This is a genomic window from Paenibacillus lentus (genome assembly GCF_003931855.1).
GTDB classification, from domain to species: domain Bacteria; phylum Bacillota; class Bacilli; order Paenibacillales; family Paenibacillaceae; genus Fontibacillus; species Fontibacillus lentus.
The window spans coordinates 1,435,821-1,454,401 of sequence record NZ_CP034248.1; the positions used below are offsets into that span (position 1 = coordinate 1,435,821).

General features: G+C 43.4%; 10 protein-coding genes. 7 read left to right on the forward strand and 3 right to left on the reverse strand.

Translation table 11 applies throughout. The annotated features are described in order from the left end of the window. The first annotated feature begins 33 nt into the window (after positions 1 to 33). The 7 genes from EIM92_RS06475 (at position 34) to EIM92_RS06505 (ending at position 12,759) form a co-directional block, all read left to right on the forward strand. Complete coding sequence (locus EIM92_RS06475; protein WP_125081985.1) at positions 34 to 375, forward strand: hypothetical protein; 342 nt, start codon at positions 34 to 36, stop codon at positions 373 to 375. Positions 376 to 900: 525 nt separating this feature from the next. Continuing rightward, positions 901 to 3,894: an S-layer homology domain-containing protein gene (locus EIM92_RS06480; RefSeq protein ID WP_125081986.1), complete on the forward strand. Its 2,994-nt coding sequence runs from the start codon at positions 901 to 903 to the stop codon at positions 3,892 to 3,894. A gap of 154 nt (positions 3,895 to 4,048) precedes the next feature. Next, on the forward strand, positions 4,049 to 6,574 hold the full coding sequence (locus EIM92_RS06485) for a hypothetical protein (protein ID WP_125081987.1): 2,526 nt from the start codon (positions 4,049 to 4,051) through the stop codon (positions 6,572 to 6,574). A 137-nt stretch (positions 6,575 to 6,711) separates the two neighbouring features. Next, on the forward strand, positions 6,712 to 7,248 hold the full coding sequence (locus EIM92_RS06490; protein ID WP_125081988.1) for a hypothetical protein: 537 nt from the start codon (positions 6,712 to 6,714) through the stop codon (positions 7,246 to 7,248). A gap of 130 nt (positions 7,249 to 7,378) precedes the next feature. After that, on the forward strand, positions 7,379 to 7,654 hold the full coding sequence (locus EIM92_RS06495; RefSeq protein WP_125081989.1) for an alpha/beta-type small acid-soluble spore protein: 276 nt from the start codon (positions 7,379 to 7,381) through the stop codon (positions 7,652 to 7,654). A gap of 244 nt (positions 7,655 to 7,898) precedes the next feature. Then, on the forward strand, positions 7,899 to 9,101 hold the full coding sequence (gene metK / locus EIM92_RS06500) for a methionine adenosyltransferase (RefSeq protein WP_125081990.1): 1,203 nt from the start codon (positions 7,899 to 7,901) through the stop codon (positions 9,099 to 9,101). A 238-nt stretch (positions 9,102 to 9,339) separates the two neighbouring features. Next, positions 9,340 to 12,759: a SwmB domain-containing protein gene (locus EIM92_RS06505; protein WP_164515042.1), complete on the forward strand. Its 3,420-nt coding sequence runs from the start codon at positions 9,340 to 9,342 to the stop codon at positions 12,757 to 12,759. A 131-nt stretch (positions 12,760 to 12,890) separates the two neighbouring features. Here the strand turns inward: EIM92_RS06505 and EIM92_RS06510 are convergent, their stop codons facing one another. The 3 genes from EIM92_RS06510 to EIM92_RS06520 form a co-directional block, all read right to left on the reverse strand. Then, positions 12,891 to 13,784 carry a TetR/AcrR family transcriptional regulator gene (locus tag EIM92_RS06510; protein WP_125081992.1) on the reverse strand — a complete coding sequence of 298 codons (894 nt, stop codon included), beginning with the start codon at positions 13,782 to 13,784 and terminating at the stop codon, positions 12,891 to 12,893. A gap of 68 nt (positions 13,785 to 13,852) precedes the next feature. Next, positions 13,853 to 17,035, reverse strand: coding sequence for an efflux RND transporter permease subunit (locus EIM92_RS06515; protein ID WP_125081993.1), 3,183 nt, complete (start codon positions 17,033 to 17,035; stop codon positions 13,853 to 13,855). Beyond that, the gene (locus EIM92_RS06520; protein ID WP_125081994.1) at positions 17,032 to 18,438 is read right to left on the reverse strand and encodes an efflux RND transporter periplasmic adaptor subunit; all 1,407 of its coding nucleotides are present in this window, start codon (positions 18,436 to 18,438) and stop codon (positions 17,032 to 17,034) included. The genes EIM92_RS06515 and EIM92_RS06520 overlap by 4 nt, the downstream gene beginning before the upstream one ends. Positions 18,439 to 18,581 lie beyond the last annotated feature (143 nt).

The following is an 18,581-nucleotide window of genomic DNA, read 5'->3' on the forward strand; positions in this document are numbered from 1 at the left end:
TAGACATTTTAGCAAAAGGGTGAATATGGACAGATGAAACCGATCCTATCGAAGGCTCAGCTAGGCTATATGAAAGCAAAAACAAAATTCGAGGATAAATCGAAAGTTTTGGAGAAAAAGATCGAAGAAACGGCTAAAGTCCAAGAGGTGACTCAGGAAGTCATGGAGACTCTAGTAGTAGAAACTGGATTCCATGAAGCATTTAACGCACTTCGTAATGCCGAGAACGAGCTCATCGATTGGTCACATATTACGATGAAGCATGAGAAGACCTATAAAGATAACAAGAAGGCAATTGAAGATATGTATGCCAAGTTAGATACAGATCCTCAAATGCGCGCACGGATTATTCAACTGGCGATGAAAGTCAGGTAATAATCTCATAATAGAGTAATCTTTATGTTCTTGAGCGAATAAGACGTCCGATTGGACGTCTTATTTCTGCTAAAGGAGCATAGGATAATGATATTGGGATTTGGAAAAAGTTGCTTAATGACTGGGATAATCAGGCATGTTATACTAATTTCCGTAAGGCGGCAAGGAAAGAAATAAGATGTAAATGAGGATAGGCTTAGAAAAGTAACAAAGTTGAAATTTTTTTTAAAAAGGGCGCAACTTTTTGAATTCTGTTGCGTTTAAGATGTAGAGCATTAACAATGATGACCAATTTATATGACGAGATTAGACAACTAAGATGCACCTTATGGGGAAACTTGTCTATCTATTAGAAAAATTAGCTTTACGGTTGCTGGTATACATTGTATAATGTCTAGGTAGGATTAGGTAACTAGTCTACTTCTACGTTCTATTTGCTTGCATAGTTTACAAGTTTCTGCGGTCTACCGCAGACCTAATTTATAGGAACTCGCTCAAGACTCTGGAAAGGAGGTGCAATGGCTAATGAGTAACACGAGCTATTCATTTAAAGAAAACTCTCATATGAAGGATATTCAAGGAGGAGAAAAAAAGGTTATGAAGAAAATTTTATCCGTAGCTTTGTCTACAGCAATGGCATTCTCCATGTTTGCTTCTGTAGCATTCGCTGCCAACGAAAAATTGACAGCACAGCAACAATTTGATGCATTGAAATCCGCTGGTATTGTAAATGGATACCCAGATGGAACAGCAGGACTTGACAAATCTATCACTCGCGCTGAATTGGCGACAATCATCGTTAAAGCGATCGATCTTGAGCCGGTTACTGGCGTAGCTACTTACAAAGATCAAAACTATACTGTTAACCACTGGGCTGCTAAGTACATCGAAGCTGCTACTCAAGCTGGTATCCTGACAGGTAAAGACGCTGTTAAGCAACTGTTCGGACCAAGCGACAACTTGACAGTTCAAGAATTGGCAGTAGTTCTAGTTAAAGCATTGGATCTTGAAGTTCCAGCTGAAACTAACAACACAGCTACAGAGTGGGCTAAAGGCTACGTTCAAGCTGCACTTGACAAAGGCTTGATCGAGTCCGGCATCAACTACCAAGCTAACGCTACCCGCGCTCAAGTAGTTGTAGCAGCTCATGCAATCTACGAAGCTAACCAAGTTCCTACTGTTGCTTCCTACACAGTATCTGAAGCTGGTAAAGTTGTTGAGTTCAAACTCTCCAACGACGAAGTTGTGAAAGTAACTTTGGACGAAGCTCTTGCGCCTAACAAAGAAACTGAAGTGAAATTCACTCACAACAATGTTGAGTACACTCACAAAGTAACTTATGTTACTACTGTGGCTCAAAAAGTTGATAGTGTTAAAGCTGACAACTTGAAAGAAATCGTTGTTACTTTTGACGGTACTGTAGATAAAGCATCTGCAGAACAAAAGAGCAATTATAAAATCAAAAACGTAGAAGTTGATTCCGCTAAATTGTCTGACGACAAAACAACTGTAACGTTGTTGTTGACACAAACTGGTGGAAGCCTTGATAACAAGGACGAAACTAAGCTTGAAATCTCCAACGTGAAAAACGAAGACGGTACTGTTACTTTCAATACAGAAGTTAAATTTACTCCTGTAGACGTGACTGCACCAACAGTTAAAGAGGTTGTGGGACTGGGTACTAAAGCGTTCAAAATCGTATTCAGTGAGCCAGTTCAAGCTTCTGAAGCTACGCTTTCCAGCAACTACGAAATCAATGGCGGAACTGTCGGTGGATCGGTAAATTATGTTTATCCTAACACTGTCATTGTGACTGCAAACCTGCCAGTTGGTGAGCATACTGTAGCAGTTAGCGACGTTCAAGATTTCTCTGATCTGAAAATTGCACCAATTGAACACAAATTTGATGTTGTAGAAGACACTGCTGCTCCTGAAATCGTATCGGTTACAACCAATGATTTGGAAGAACTGACAATCAAGTTCAACGAAACGATTAAAGACATTGAAGACATCTATGTGAATACTACATCCAACGGTGCTTCGAGTTATGAAATCAAGGATGACGAGGTTAAAGTTTACCTTGAAGATCCTATGAACTACAACGAGAACACAGTTTATGTTAAAGGTGCTAGAGACTATAGCGACAACAAAGCAGATCGCGACGCTAAAGTAACTCCTACACTGGATTCAATTCGCCCAACAATCATCAAAGATAAAGTTGAGAAGAAAGCTGGCGACTATATTGTAACATTGACATTCAGTGAAAAAGTAAGAAAAGCTGATGTTGAAGATCTTGAAAACTATGTTCTGAAAGATAGCAATGGCAAAATTGCGGATGTCGACTGGATCGATAGCAAAGGTCATCCGGAAATAGATGTTACTTTTAATGATGATGAAAACGAAGTTAAAGTTAACCTTGGTAGCGATCTTGGTGACAACAAAGAGTACACACTGGAAGTAGCTGGAATTGGCGACAGAGCATTCGTTAAAAACACAATGCTCCCTCAATCCATCAAAATCAACACTGCTAATCTGGGTGATAATACTCTTGAGCGTGCATGGTTGAGAGATAACTATGTGTACATTCAGTTCTCTACTGACCTTGCAACTAGCGGCGAAGGAAATGCTCTTGTAGCTGACAAATACGCTGTAGTTCGAGATGGTCAAAGATATGTTTACGAAGGTAAAGTAAACATCTACAACTCTGACAGTGTTCGTCTTGATGCACGTGATTTTGATGATATTGAAGAAATTATTGTTGATTCTGATGAAATCGAAGTTCACTTCATTGCTAACAAAGAAGGGGACATCATTAAAACTACCAATGGTTCATCTGTGCTGAAAGAGAAAATCGTAAAACCTGAAAAGCTGTTTGATATTAAAGTTGGGGATTCCGAAGTTGTATCCACCGAAAAAGTTGAAGTTAAATTCAACGCTAAAATCAACAGCTACAGCAAAAATGGCTTTAGAGTTAATGACAAAACTCCAAGCAGTGCAGAGTTGAGCGGTGACAAGAAGACGTTGATCCTGAAATTCACAGGTTCCAACAAGCTTAGTGAAGCTGGTTCTTATTATCTAGACATTGATAAAGGTGCTGCATCTGATGTGTTCGGTAACAAAGTTGACGAATACAGAAATAGTGACCTAAAGGACAAAATTGCTCCTAAGAAAAAGAACAACAATGTTGAGGTAAGTACGGTAACAGATGCTGTTTACTTTGACTTGACCCTGACTGAGAATGTTAGAGTGAACAAAGGTGATAAGTACTCCGATGCATTTATCAATGATCTGTTCGAAGTTAAAGACAGCAAAGACAAAAAATACACTGTTAAAGGCGTATCTGCTCTTACAGGAGAACATGCAAATAAATTGCGCGTATGGGTAGAAGGACCAATCACTGAGGGTGAGAGAATTCGCATTGAATTCAAAGGTGGTAAAGGTGCTATCACAGACGATATCGATGGCGATGGAAACAGCGTTGAATCCTTCACAGCTAACACAATTTATAACGAAGACTAATAAAAAAGCGAGCCAAATGGCTCGCTTTTTTATGTCCTTAAGTAAGAAAATTAAGATTTAATCAAATTTTGCAGTATTTTGTATACTTTCTTGAACTTTTTTTAATTTAATGCGTATATACTATATACGACTTTTTAAATTAGGAGGTTTAATCTTGAATAGGACGAAGATGGTTGTAGCTTCATTGGCTGTAGCGGCTTTGATGGCACAGAGTACTACTGGGATTGCAGGTGCCGCAGCAGCGAAGTCGCAAAGTAATACGGCAGCTGCGCAAGTAGTTAAGACCCTGGGTAACTTAAGTGGTGTTAAAATTACAGGCAAGAGTACTGTGAAATTAAGTAATGTAAATATTTTATCTCAAGGTGATAGTAATGTACTGACGTATACCCTTACTTATCACAATAATGACAGTAAGAGCTTGTCTCTCATTGATTATTGGACGAAGGTCAAAACGAAATCAGGTACGGTATATAGTGTAAGTGTTGTAGGAGCAGATAAGGAGAAAAAGAAGGTTGTTCCAGGATCTTCAGTTAACGTTACCTACACGACAAAAATAGCTAAGCATCTAAAGTACAGCGATCTGAACTTTCAAATCGTCAAATGGAACTTTAGCGTTGCTGGTTATGAGCAAGTGTTAGGGAGTATTAATATTCCGTCTACATATGCTGTAGCAACACCTGTGAATACCACCCGGAAATTGGTGCTAAATGAGTTTTCGGCGAATGCGAAAGTGATGTCAGTTCATGTTTTGGGCTTAGGTGACTCTAATTATGTGAATATTGCTCTGTATTTGCAGAATACGGGCTCTAGACCGATTGAGAATCCAAATCTGAAATATGTCGTCCAGACAGCAAGTGGCACGCCATTTGCCGTAACACCCGATGCTAGCAGCTCGAACATTAAAATTCTGCCACAGGAGAATAAGACGCTCAATCTGATTGCTAAGATCCCTAAAAACGTTAATTTGAATAATCTACAGCTCTTGCTTGTGCAAAATGATGAGACTACAAAAGGTGAAATTCCTGTAGCGTCCATGGGACTTGGTACGAAGCAGGGACAAAGCTCCAAGACTGCTGCTAAAAAGGAAAGATTGCTAAAACTTGATAGTACGAATATTACAACTAGAATAGATAGTATTGCTAGAAATCAAAGCTTTGGAAAAAGTGATCTGTCGATTCAGTTTGCAATTGCGAATAAAGGAGATAAGACGATCACTCTACCTGACTACTCCTTTGAAATTCAGGCTGGCACTAAATCGTATCCGCTTGTTTCCAGTGGCTTAGAAGGAACGGTTTTAGAGCCGAATGATGAGCAAATAATCTCGATCAACGGAACGATTCCGGTAGTTGTTAATGCAGAAGAGCTTGATCTCGTGTTAAAAACGCCAACCGGAGGCTCACAGGTTTCTTCTGAGGAACCGGCAGCGCCAACTACGGGGAACAACAGCTATCCAGTGGCTATATACAAATTGCCAGAGTATACGGAGATGCAGCATGCTCAAGGCCAAGAACGTACGATTAGAAACAATGATGGTGTATTCGGCGTTACGCTAGATGCAATCCAAAAACTACCTTGGAATGACGGAAACTTGTTGGCTACGAAGATTACCATCGTTAACAAAGGCACAAAGGCGGCTAAGCTGCCTGAATTTGCGGGTGCCTATAAAATGGATTTAACAGAGCTTAACAGCACCGTACAGTTGATAAATACGAATATGACACAGATTCTTGGGCCAGGCGAGAAGACGAGTGTATATGTTGTAACAAATGTGCCTTCAAGCTTAAAGTTCTCTCAATTGCAGGTTCAATTACTGCAGAAGCTTGGTGCAGATAAAACAAGCAACTGGATTATGTTCTCTAACTATGGTAATACTAGCGAGCCTACAATGGTTGCAGAGGGAACATATTTCAATCTGGATACGGCTGGCAGGAAATCTGATCTCAAGACACGTAAGACATACTTGTATAAAGGAAGTACAAGCGATATCATCTATACGGAGCTCATTATGAGAAATCTGGAAAATAAACAAACAAGCCTCTCCCAGATGACGGGTTATTTCCAAACGGATGACGGTCAGTATTACAAAGCGGATGTTAACCAGGTGAAACGTGCGGTAGGACCTGATTCAGCAAGCTTAGTCACATTCTCCGCGAAGGTACCTAAAGGAACAACAGTATCCAATTGGAACTTGGTTGTAGGCGAGAGCATTATCGAGAATAAATTTGCAGGTCCAGAGGATACACCGACAGGATTCGTAAATGCATCGGCCATGGAGCTGAATCTGGACAGCAGAAGTATTCAAAGTACGTTGAAGGATGTTGAATTGTTCCCGTACACGTTAACTGTAAAAGAAATTGAGGGACGTACGAATTCTTCGGGCTTAGAAGTGAAGATGAAGTACGACCTGAAACGAGACTTGACGTACGATATGGGCGAATTCCAGCATAAGTTTATACTTGAAGTTACTGATTCCAGCGGTGCAAGATTCGAGAAGGAAATCGAACTGGAGAAAGACTTTATCGTAGGTAATAATCAAAACTTCTCTTTTGCTATCAATGATCCAATCTTCTCAACTACTAGATCTGGAGGCTTCCAATTCTCTATTTATGATTCTTATCAAGGAGAGAAAACAAAGATTGCCTCAAAAGCTGCATATTTTGTAAATGATGATTTATATTAATATTTATAAACTAAGCAAAAATCCCTCTTGTAGGGATTTTTGCTTGTTTCCATCTCTTAAACCTACTATCATAAAATAGATTAATAGTTGGAGTGAAATAATTTTAATAGAACCTTGGACATAAATAGGAGGTACTAATGAAGAATACGTGGAAAGTGGCAGCTGCAATTGTTTTAATAGGTGGCGGGGTATGGGCAGGATCTTTGTTAAATGAGAATGTAGAAGGGGCATCCGTGACGAATCAGCCAGGAACCGCAGATGATCCTGTTGTGACCAAGAGCTATGTCGATCAGCAGATCCAACAGGCTTTAAAGGGGGGTGGCAGCTCGTCACCTTCTACAGGAGCTGCGGATGCAAGCACAGGTACGTCAGGAGGCAGCGCTGCAGCACCATCCTCAGATGATGATGTGAAAATTGTTCAAGTGAAGCCTGGCCAGAAACTCATTGCGGCCGCAGGATCAGAATTTGTCGTAAGGGCAGGAAAAGCAGTTATCTTTAGTGAAGATCAGAATGGTGTAGCTGATTTAACGGATGGGAAGGACATCACAAATGGAGGTACGGTTACGAACAATCATTTGTTATCTTTCCCAAGAGAAGGCCGGGGTATTCAGCATCAAGAGGGTCAGACACATCCACTAACCGTTATGGTGCGCGGAGAGTATTCTATAAAGTAAGAGAAAATTATCGTAAGATGTCCTCATGGAAGAATAATACCAGTAGTAACAAACATTGAGACGGCTAGCCGATGGCTCATGAAGCATACTACTCCTTGAAGCATTCATTTTATAAGGAGGTGCCAAGAGTATGGCTAGAAGCAATCGTAAAATCATTCCGGAGAGCCATCAAGTACTGCACCAGTGGAAATATGAGATAGCCGCCGAATTCGGATTGGCCGTGGGTCGCAATGCAGGGACATCTGGCTTTGCCGATACAGAGTTTGCAGGAGAACTTGGTACGACTGGAGCTACATCGGGTTATTCGAGCTACTGGGGGCATCTGACGGCTCGTGAGAACGGCTCGGTTGGCGGTGAAATCACGAAAAGACTAATCGCACAGGCCCAGCGAGACTTTATGAATTAATTATTCTTAAAATTGCTTTTTTATTTTGACATGACCTGGCAAATGCGTTAATATGACTTTTAAGGATTGTCAAATCAACCTTTTCCGCTATGGAAAAGGTTCATTTTTTGCTACTAGCTTATTTTTGGGAATCCTCACAATGTTGCAGGGTAGCCCATTCAAACTATGAAGCGCATTGTACAATATTTCTAGGATTGGATACCTAGGCAGATGCCACACTATCCACATGGGGAGGTTGATTGAAATGTCCATCAAAGGACGCCATTTATTTACTTCTGAATCCGTTACCGAGGGTCATCCGGATAAGATTTGTGACCAGATCTCCGATGCGGTGCTTGACGCTTTTTTAAAGGAAGATCCTTATGCGCGCGTGGCGTGCGAAGTGTCCGTAGCTACCGGACTTGTACTTGTTATTGGCGAGATTAGTACAAAATCGGAATATGTGGATATTCCCGCGCTTGTACGGAAGACGATTAGAGAAATTGGTTACACCCGTGCGAAATACGGTTTCGATTCCAATACATGCGCTGTATTGACATCATTGAACGAGCAATCAGCCGACATCGCTCAAGGTGTGAACGCAGCTCTTGAACACCGCGATCCGGCTCAAATGGATAAGGAAACGGAAAATATCGGAGCAGGTGACCAAGGGTTAATGTTCGGTTTTGCAACCAATGAAACTCCTGAGTTCATGCCCCTGCCGATAGCACTTTCCCATCGGATTGCTCGTCGCTTGGCTGAAGTGCGTAAGAATGGCACGCTGAATTATTTGCGTCCTGACGGCAAAACTCAAGTGACTATTGAATATGAAGATGACAAAGTAGTTCGTGTGGATACTATTGTTGTGTCGACACAGCATGCTGAGGAAATTACGCTGGAGCAAATTCAGAAGGATATTAAGGAACATGTTATTCTGCCAGTCGTTCCAGCAGATTTACTGGACGAGCAGACCAAATATTTCATTAACCCTACAGGTCGTTTTGTTATCGGTGGGCCGCAAGGGGATGCCGGTCTTACCGGACGCAAGATTATTGTAGATACTTATGGTGGTTATGCTCGTCATGGCGGCGGTGCATTCTCAGGTAAGGATCCAACGAAAGTGGATCGCTCTGCAGCTTACGCGGCACGTTATGTAGCGAAAAACCTTGTAGCTGCTGGTCTGGCTGACAAGCTGGAAATTCAGCTCGCTTATGCGATCGGCGTAGCGACTCCTGTCTCCATCAACGTAGATACTTATGGAACGGGAAAAATTGCAGAAGAGAAGCTCGTTGAATTGATCCGTGAGAACTTTGACCTTCGTCCTGCAGGGATTATTCGTATGCTGGATCTGCGCCGTCCGATTTACCGTCAGACAGCGGCTTATGGACATTTTGGCCGTACAGATCTTGACCTGCCATGGGAGCGCCTAGACAAGGTAGAGGCTCTGAAAGCACAAGCGGGTATTTAGACGTAAATTTATATATAGTTCATACCTTTGAATGAAGACGGATATCCAATGCGACTCGCATAGGTATCCGTTTTTTGAATTCTTGCAGCAATGAAATGTTGAAAATAGTCGGCGAATTTGCCCCTTGTTCTAAACTTGAGGGGTCATTTTGCCGTTATTATACATAGGTGTGTATTTCGCTACCATGCACGCATGGTGTTATATACGAATTATGGTCGGAAGGAAAGGAGAACGTGAAATGCAAAGGAAGGTTTCGTTTCTGATTGTTGCAGTTTTAATGTTGAACATGTTATTGGGGGCGACAGCGGGTGCTGTTAGTAAATACCCTTCTGGCACAGGTGGGGCAGTTGCCGTGGCTTCAACAAAGTCACTGAATACAGGGAATTTATTGCTGGGCAATGTTTTACTGTCCGCAGCAGGTAGCACCCCTTCAACCTACAGTCCAACAGGTACGGGTGTGCCGGTAAATACGAAATTAGAAATCAAGTTTGGTCATCATAAGGTAAGAACAAATGGATTACAAACTTATTCGATTTCCAGAAACAATTCTGGTTATACGGAGAAAATGGATGTAACAGTAACTCAGTCAACTTACACGAATTCTATGATCTTGACTCCACCCGCCAATTTGCAATACGGGAGCAATTACACGATTACAATTCCCGCAAATGCCTTTATTGTTGGCGAAAATAATGGTAGTAAATCATCGGAAATTCGCTGGTCGTTTACTACTGTGAATGCACCAGCTTCTGCTGCCTTGAATGCTACGACCTTTAGGCCAACGAATGGCAACAGTACTGCAAGTGTTAATGTAAAGCCAGTTATTACGTTTAATCGCAATGTGAGCTTGAATCGCTCCATTACTAATGCGGGGATCACACTCAAGAAGTCATCCAATCATGCAACGGTTCCGATTACAGTGACTTCTAGTGGAAATCAAGTAACGATCTCTCCAAACAGTTCATTGGAATCCGGAATCAGCTATTACATTGAAATTCCAAGGAATGCCATCTATGATGCCCAGAACTCTTCTGTTTATTACGCTGGTCTTTCAGGCACCAATAGATGGACGTTCCAGACCGGAAGTGTGGACAAGACCGCACCTGTCCTTCAGAGCGCAACGATGTACTCGAATACGTCAATCCGGCTTCTGTATAATGAAACTTTGGAATCCTATTATAGTCTGTCCACTTCAAACTTCAAGGTTAGCGTAAATGGAGAGGATCGTCGTATAAGCAGTGTAACTGCCTCAGGTTCGAGTGTATATGTTTACTTGGACACTGGAGTGGCCGTGGGGCAAAATGTCCGCATTAGTTACACTGCTGGTGGTTCACGTCCAATTCAAGATCGGGCTGGCAATGTGGCTGCAAGTTTTTCCAGCCGGGAGGTTACCAATAGCATCGATTCCGTTATGCCAAAGCCGCAAGATGGATATATTTCAGGCAGCACGTTAACACTACGCTTTAGCGAGAGCTTGAAGGATGTATCCAGCAATGCCTATCAGCAGTTTAGAGTAACTGCCGATGGACAAACTAAAAGCATTAATAGAATTAGCAGGAGCGGTTCGTATGTTTACCTTTACTTAAGCAGTTCTGTATCCAATGGTGACGTGGTGAAAGTATCCTATACGCCAGGATCTTATCCGTTGCAGGATCATCGTGGTCAAAATATCGCACCATTCAGCGACTATTTCGTTCGAAACTATAATGATTCGAAGGCTCCAGAATTCACAAAAATCGAAGGCTCTGGCTCTAAAATCGTAATTACCTACAATGAGGCATTAAGAAGTACTAGCATTCCGATGAAAAGCCAGTATTCGGTGTTAGTCAATAATTCGCCCGTGTATGTTACGGGTATTGAAGTGCAGACGAATCAGGTTATTCTAACATTGGCCTCGTCATTCTCCAAGGAGCAGAATGTCACTTTATCTTATGTCTCTGCTTCTGGAGGGATTGCTGATTTAAATGGCAACCTCGCAGGGTATATTAACTTAGAACCTGTGAATTATAATATGGTGGCTGATGGCATTCGTTCAGCAGTGATTCGCGGGGACACGATAACAGTTACCTATAATTCATTTTTAAGATCGGGAAGTTCTGTGTCGGCCTCACAATTTAGCGTAAACGTGGATCAGGTCAATCGGCTGGTGCAATCTGCGGCGGTCAGCGGGGATACGATTACTATAAAGCTGGGTTCGTCAGTATATGCTGGGCAAGTGGTTGAGCTGTCCTATAAGCCAGGCTCAGCTCCGCTTTATGATAATGCTGGGAAGGCATTGCAAGCTTTCAGCCGTTTATCCATTCAAAATCTTACGGGCGGAAGTACAGGGGCTGGAACTGGCAATGTGAGCTTGCCTTCATCTTTAAGCGTGTTTCCAACAGCAGATTTTGATATGGGCGGCTATTTGCTTAATTTGAATGCTGCGCAAATTCAAGAGAGCTTATCCCAGAACAAACAGCAGAATATTAGAAGATACGTCATAGATGAGGCGAAATTACAGGAGGCTTTTCAATTTCTGATCAATAGTAATGCTTTGAATCGGAAAATCGTGTTCGATGTTCCAAGCACAGAAAAAGCAGCAGCGGTCTCATGGCCGTTAGGGGCAGTCGTAAATATGTATGGTCTTGGTAAAACAGGCTCGATAGCTGTACGCCATCAGAATGTGATGTATGAGCTTCCGATCGAGAAGATTGCGTTTCCGGAGATCTCGCGTTCTTTACTCGTGAATAATTTGAATTCTGCATATATTACAATTCAAATGGAGCCGATTCCCCAAGTTCAGCTGCCAACTCAGAACTACAGCAATGGTGTTACAATTACACCAAGTGGAGATCCGGTACAAGTATATGTGACTGCATATAACGGAACCTCTACCCAAAATACAGTCGATGTAAGCCACTCCGGTCATGTGCACTTTCGAGCAGTGAATCAGGGGGCAGCCAATTCAATTGCAGAGACCCAGATATCTCTTGTCAAATATGACTTGGCATCTCGTACCTCTTCTTACGTTCCTGCGAAGGTGACGAAGAGAGGCAATTATAGCATCTTTAATGGTAAAACAACTGGGAATATCATAGTAGGCCCTGCTCTTGGTTACAGTTACTTTAGCGATACGAGAAATCATTGGGCTAGCGCGAATATAAATAGCCTGGCAAGCAGGCTCATCATCGATAGCCGTCAAGGTAATCAGTTCCAACCAAACAGCAACATTACCCGAGCTGAGTTTGCCGTATTCATCGCTAAGGGATTAGGACTTGAAGGAGATGAGGCAAGCGCCCGTCGCTTCCCGGATGTTCCGTCGGGTACCACGGGAGCTTATATCGGGGCAGCTGCAAAAGCAGGCATCATCGCTGGGAATATGGATGGCACGTTTAAACCGAACAGCTACATTACTCGTGAGCAAATGTCACTAATGATGGTGCGCGCCATGGCTTATGCGGGACAGGATATTAATTTGAATGGCTTAACCTCGTCGCAATTGCTGGGCCGATTCAAGGATAGCGCCAAGATTCAATCCAAGGACAACGTAGCTAAAGCAGTGAAGGAAGGTATTATCCAAGGGGTTAGCTTAGATACATTCCAGCCTCAAGGCAATGCTACTCGCGCTCAGGCGGCTGTAATGCTGAAGCGGGTATTGGAGAAATTGAATTATATTTAGTTAGTTCATAAAATCGCATAAAGCAAGAAAGGGGGTGTCCGGAAGTCAGTGAAACTGACTGCTGGACACCCCTTCTTTTGATGAAATAACCTATCACGAAACAAAACTTATGATCCATAACTGTGGGTGGATTACTTTAATAATTCGCGAAGTTCAGTACAGGCATCCCTCAGTGGCTCAGACTTTTCCAAATACAGCATCAAAGCTTCCATTACAACATTAATATGGGACGATTCAAGCGACTCTTCCCTTATTTTTTTTAGGGCTTCACTATAGTTCGCCTTCTCTGCGTCTGTTAGCTGTTCGTCCTTTCTAATCGTGAACTCTAATTCTTCGAACACTTCATGCAGGCGGCGAGCTTTTCTTATCGCGGTTTTGTCATTACTCTTCCTTATTCCCCCTACCAAGCAAGAGTCGAACAGAGAGACATTGTGCATGTTAGGAGTTTTAAAGCCCTCTACCAGAACATGGATAATCCGCCCAACATATACGGCAAGGCTGCGGCATTGTTGATCGGGGAGATCAGAACCGATAAGCTGGAAATATTCCAACAAAATGCTGCCGGCGATAAAGATGATGTCCATTGCATGTTTCTCAATCTCTTTTCCATACGCATCAGTTATACAATCTTCAAACCAAAGATAGAATTTCTCTTCTAAATTCGTCCATGCTTTTCTAATTTTCTCATCGCCTGAATTTTTTAGTGTAGGCATGTTGAACATGAGTATTTGGAAGTTATGATTCAGGACAACTTTCAAATAGGTTGTCATGAGTTCAATGATACGTTCGCCGGGTGAGAGCTCTAAGTTGCGATACAGTTTGCTAACCTCTCTATCCAATGACTCGCTCAAATTGGAGATGCTTTCTAACAGCAACGTCTCCTTGCTGTCATAATATTTATAAAAGGTAGGCTTAGTCATCCCGCTTTTTTTGGCAATTTCGTCGACCGTAGTTAGCGCAACCCCTTTTTCGCCGAAAAGCCGCAGAGCATTCTGTAAAATGATTTCCTTCTTATCCTTATTCATTTAAGGGTTCCTTTCATTATAGTTAAGTAGCGAAGACCTCGCTCGCAAGTTGCAAGCGAGGTCGCTAATTACATAGAGACGGTATCTGTAGCTGTAGAGATAGATTGATCCGACTGATCTGGAGTACGTTTGCGTTTATGCCTGTTTTCTTTCCAAATCGCAACGACCGTGTATATGGAAGGCACTACGACCAGCGTTAGAACTGTTGAGAACATTAATCCGAAAATAATCGTGTAAGCCATAGGCCTGAACAGTATGCTTCCTGCCACGGCCAATGGCAGCATTCCGATCATTGCCGTGAATGAAGTGAGAACGATAGGACGAAAACGAGCGCTTGCTGCTGAAATGACCGCTTCGTACAAGCCGATACCTTCCCGTCTCGCATCTTCGATAAATTCAAGGAAGACAATTCCGTTACGTACGACAATACCCGCTAATGAGATAATACCCATTATACTCATGAAACCAATGGAAGATCCAGAGACAAAGATCCCAATGATTCCACCCGCGGCAGCCAGATATACCGTGGTCATAATAATAATTGGTGCCGATAGAGAGTAGAACTGAACCGTAATCATAATGAATATTAAGAAAATAACAACGACGAACAGCATAGCCAAATCTCCGAATATATCCGCTTGGTCTGAGGTTTCGCCGCCAAATTCAATCGAGTATCCTTCTGGAATACTCATATCATCCAGAATAGCGCGTACCTCGGCGTTAAGCTCCGATGCTGTCTTTCCAACCGCATTAGCTTCCACTGTGATCATGCGTTCAAGGTTATAGTGCTGAATTTTTTGCGTTGTGAAAGACGCCTTCATTTCAGCTAGCTGTGCTAAAGGAACTTGAATCCCTAGTTTGTTGGTAATAAAAATTTGCTGGAACAATTCATTAGGACTTGCTCCTTGATTAGAAGCTTGAAAATTAATATCGACAATTTGCTTGCCCGTATCAAAATCGCCGATATCCAGTCCATCGCCCATCAGTCGCAGCGTTTGCGTTAGCGTGCTGTAATCGATCATATATTCGTCCATGGCTTGGTTGTTCACTTCAAACTCTAGTGTATAACTCTGATTCCCGAAATTATCCTTGATTCCCGTCGCGCCTTCTAATCTGGAAATTTTCTCTTTTAGCTGCTGCGACAATTCCTGGAGTGTATCCAATTCTTCGCCAGCAATCCGGACGGATACCGCGGAACCAACTGGAATACCAAGCCGGGGTACGTGGGTCGAGATTGTTGCGCCAGGAAACTGTCGCTTCAGCTCGGCTTCCCAAGTAGAGACAGTCGTATCTAATTTAAATAGATCCGGCTTTCCGATCACAGAAATTTGCCCGACAGAAGTCGAAGGGGCAAGGACGTTTGTAATGTCGGAGTATATTTGCGGTGCTTTGCCGCCAACTCCCACGCTGACAAACTCGGTCTCAGGCTGTTTTTCTACCCATTCGGTGATTTGATTCACCATACGATGAGTCTCCTGGAAGGACGTACCTACAGGCATCTCTACATTGATGCTAACATGAGGATCCTCAGATTCCGGGAACAAATCGATTGGTGTAACCAAAGCTAGACTGAACGAGGCTGTTCCGATAAGGAGGCCTATGCTTGCATACAATTTAGGTTTTTTAAGTACTTTAGGAATTAAAGTACCAGCGTACCATTTGGTTAACATCTGGATTTGTTTGCCCAGCAGGCCAGCAGGTTTAGGCTCCTTAGCAGAAGGGGCCCTCTGATCGTCGTTGGCAGCTTCACCTACAGAACTGTTTTTGACTGCTGCTCGCTGCCTGCGACGCTTCTCATGCCACTCCCGGAAAATCGGTATGATGGTTAGCGACATAATCATGGAAGCAAACATGGAGCAAGAAATAACAATGGGGAGAGGCTTAATGAAGGAACCGATATCCCCAGTTAAAAATAGCAATGGTGCAAAAGCAAAAATTGTCGCTAGGGTTGCAGTCAGGATGGATACGGCTACTTCTTTCGCTCCTTTGATGGAGGCGACTTCCGGGCTTTCTCCCAGCACGCTTAATCTGCGTTCGATGTTATCGTTGACAACAACGGCATCGTCGACCAATATCCCCAGAACAATTATTAAACCTACGATAGAAATTTCATTGATGGTAATTCCCGTGAAAGGCATCACGATCATTCCCATAGCAATAGAAATCGGTATGGCAGCCGCCACGACTAATGAGGTCATTAGGTTGAGGCCTAATGTACAGACCAAGATGACAGAAGCGATAGCAATAAGCATCTCCTGCAGCAGTTCGCTAAACATTTTGCTGACGACTTCCTTCTGACCGAAGGCAGAAGCAAAGTGTGTATTGCTTGGCAAGCTTCCTTTTAGCTCGTCTAGTTTGTCTGAAATCAGTTGATCCATATTCGGAACATCCGACCCCGTCTGTGCGGAAACATTGATCGAGATGGCGGGTTTCCCGTTGTAATATGCAAGATAGGTTGGTTTTTTCTCCTCTAGCTGAACCTGGCCGACGTCTTTTAAGTACACCGGAAATCCGCTCTGAGTTCTGCTAATGAGCACCTCATTCAGCTCTTCGGCCTCTTTGATTTCGGAAACGACTAATTCATAGCTGCGCGAATCATAATCCATCGAGCCAAGTGGCGTACGGTTGTTCATATTAGTTACAGCCTGTACGACCTGTTCCCAAACGATACCATACTGCTCTAATTTTTGCAGGTCGACCTTAATACTGACTTCCTTCTCGGGGATTCCTTCGATATTTACATCAGCGACACCGCTTACCTGGCGTATCTTATCCCGCCATTCGATCATGAGATCACTGAGTGCATACAGATTATCCGGGTGATCAGCATAGATGACATAGGAGCCTATGAAGGAGGAGAAAAGGTCGTCATTCACAATAGGCTTCATGGCGCCACTTGGCAAATCGGCGGTGGCATCCTCCACCTTTTTCCGTAATTGATCCCATGTTGCAGCCGCGTCTGCTTCTGGATAAGCATATACCATGATGGAGGAAACGCCACTTGAGCTGGTCGATTCAATGGTTTCAATGGTTTCAACCTGCTTGATGGTCTGTTCCAGAATCTTGGTGACCGATTGTTCCACCCGTTCCGGCGTTGCTCCCGGGAAAATAGTCGTGACCATCGCTTGCTTCAAAACGACGTCGGGCATATCCTGACGGGGAAGAGTAGTGGCGCTAAAGATACCGAATAGAATAAATATGATGAATAATAATATCGTGATTTTTCTTTTTTTGATGGAATATTCGATCATTCTGCATAGCCCTCCACGATCGTGATCGAATCTCCGTCAAATAATCGATCTGCCCCGACGCTGACAACGGCATCGCCTTCATGAAGCCCAGAGGCAATGCTTAAGCGATTATCTTCACTTATGCGATTCCCCAATTCTATTACTGTTTTAACGGCTTTACCGTTAACGTGTTTGAAGACATAGGGCTCCTGTCCATTACTAATCACTGCTCCGGCTGGAACAAAGATTCCCTCCTGCCCGGTGGATGATAAGCCGACGCGAACGACTTGTCCTGGAATCCAATCCTGCTTCGGATTGGGGACGCTCACTTCCACGGTTAATGTTCCCGTTCCTTGATTGGTTGCAGGAGAGACTCTAACAACAGTGCCTTGGCGTGTAGTGCCGTTCTGCTCCAATGCGACCTCTTGTCCAGGTTTCCAATCGGATGCTTGCTCACTTGGAACGGCAATCGGAACCATCAGCGTGTCGACAGTGCCGATGACAAAGGCTTCTGCTCCAGCGGGGGCCATTTGGCCGACGATTGCTCTTTTACTTAAAATAACACCATCTAGTGGCGCGGTTAGTTTTGTTTTGCTTAAAGCTAATTGGACTTGCTCCAACTGAACTGTTGCTTGATCGTACGCCGCTTGCGCTTGCATTTGGGCGGCTTTGGCTTGGGTTACAGCTGCCTCAGCTGCACTTTGGCCAGCTTGGGCCTGTTCAACTCCAGCTTGTGCCGACTTGCGCTGCTCTGGAGTAGCCCCTTCAGTCAACTCCGACAGCACTTGCTTGGCGTTCTCCAGTGAAGTTTCAGCATCCTTAAATTGCAGTTGAAACTTCTCGTAATCATCCAGTGAGATCAGGCCTGCAGAATAAAGATTCGAATAACGCTCTTCATCAGCCAGGAATTTATCATAGGCACTCTGAGCCATTGCGACCGCATTCTGCGTCTGAGCGAGCTTCTGGGCGGAGGCTCCTTTCTCCACGGCAGTAAAGTTGGCCTCGGCTGTATCCAGCTGTGCCTTTGCCGCCTTTGCTTGCGCTTCTGCGGCTTGAACTCCTGCTTTGGCTGCGCTGAGCTGGCCAGTGGCCTGAGCTACGCCGTTTTGTGCTTGCTTCAGCTGCAATTGGGCATTCTCATCATCAACGATGGCCAATACATCTCCTGATTTGACTCGATCCCCGGCCTCTACCAGCGTTTGTTTAATCTCTCCATTGACTTGAAAAGCAATGCTCGCTTCCACTTCTGGTTTTAGCGTTCCGGAGAAATTGTACTCCGCATTTAAAGGTTCTTTTTTAATAGTGATTACCTGTACAGCAACAGCTTCTTCTTCCGAAGCACTCTGGTTATTAGCTGAGCTGCATGCGGCAGTTGTCATCATCATTGATATGGCTAAAAATATAGCCGACCATCGTCCCTTCATTTAGTTCCTCTCCTCATGAAAATTTATCTTCTAGTAAAATTTTTAACTTTAAAGTAACCCAGTCGTGGCGCGCTTGTCAAGCAAAGCCGAGAAAGTTGATTTCTAAATTTTCAGATGATATTATGGGGACGATATGACTAGTC

Coding starts and splice junctions, on each gene's coding strand:
- EIM92_RS06490 (WP_125081988.1), top strand. CDS start 6,712: ATGAAGAATACGTGGAAAGTGGCAGCTGCAATTGTTTTAATAGGTGGC.
- EIM92_RS06510 (WP_125081992.1), bottom strand. CDS start 13,784: ATGAATAAGGATAAGAAGGAAATCATTTTACAGAATGCTCTGCGGCTT.
- EIM92_RS06515 (WP_125081993.1), bottom strand. CDS start 17,035: ATGATCGAATATTCCATCAAAAAAAGAAAAATCACGATATTATTATTC.
- EIM92_RS06475 (WP_125081985.1), top strand. CDS start 34: ATGAAACCGATCCTATCGAAGGCTCAGCTAGGCTATATGAAAGCAAAA.
- EIM92_RS06520 (WP_125081994.1), bottom strand. CDS start 18,438: ATGAAGGGACGATGGTCGGCTATATTTTTAGCCATATCAATGATGATG.
- metK (WP_125081990.1), top strand. CDS start 7,899: ATGTCCATCAAAGGACGCCATTTATTTACTTCTGAATCCGTTACCGAG.
- EIM92_RS06480 (WP_125081986.1), top strand. CDS start 901: ATGAGTAACACGAGCTATTCATTTAAAGAAAACTCTCATATGAAGGAT.
- EIM92_RS06495 (WP_125081989.1), top strand. CDS start 7,379: ATGGCTAGAAGCAATCGTAAAATCATTCCGGAGAGCCATCAAGTACTG.
- EIM92_RS06505 (WP_164515042.1), top strand. CDS start 9,340: ATGCAAAGGAAGGTTTCGTTTCTGATTGTTGCAGTTTTAATGTTGAAC.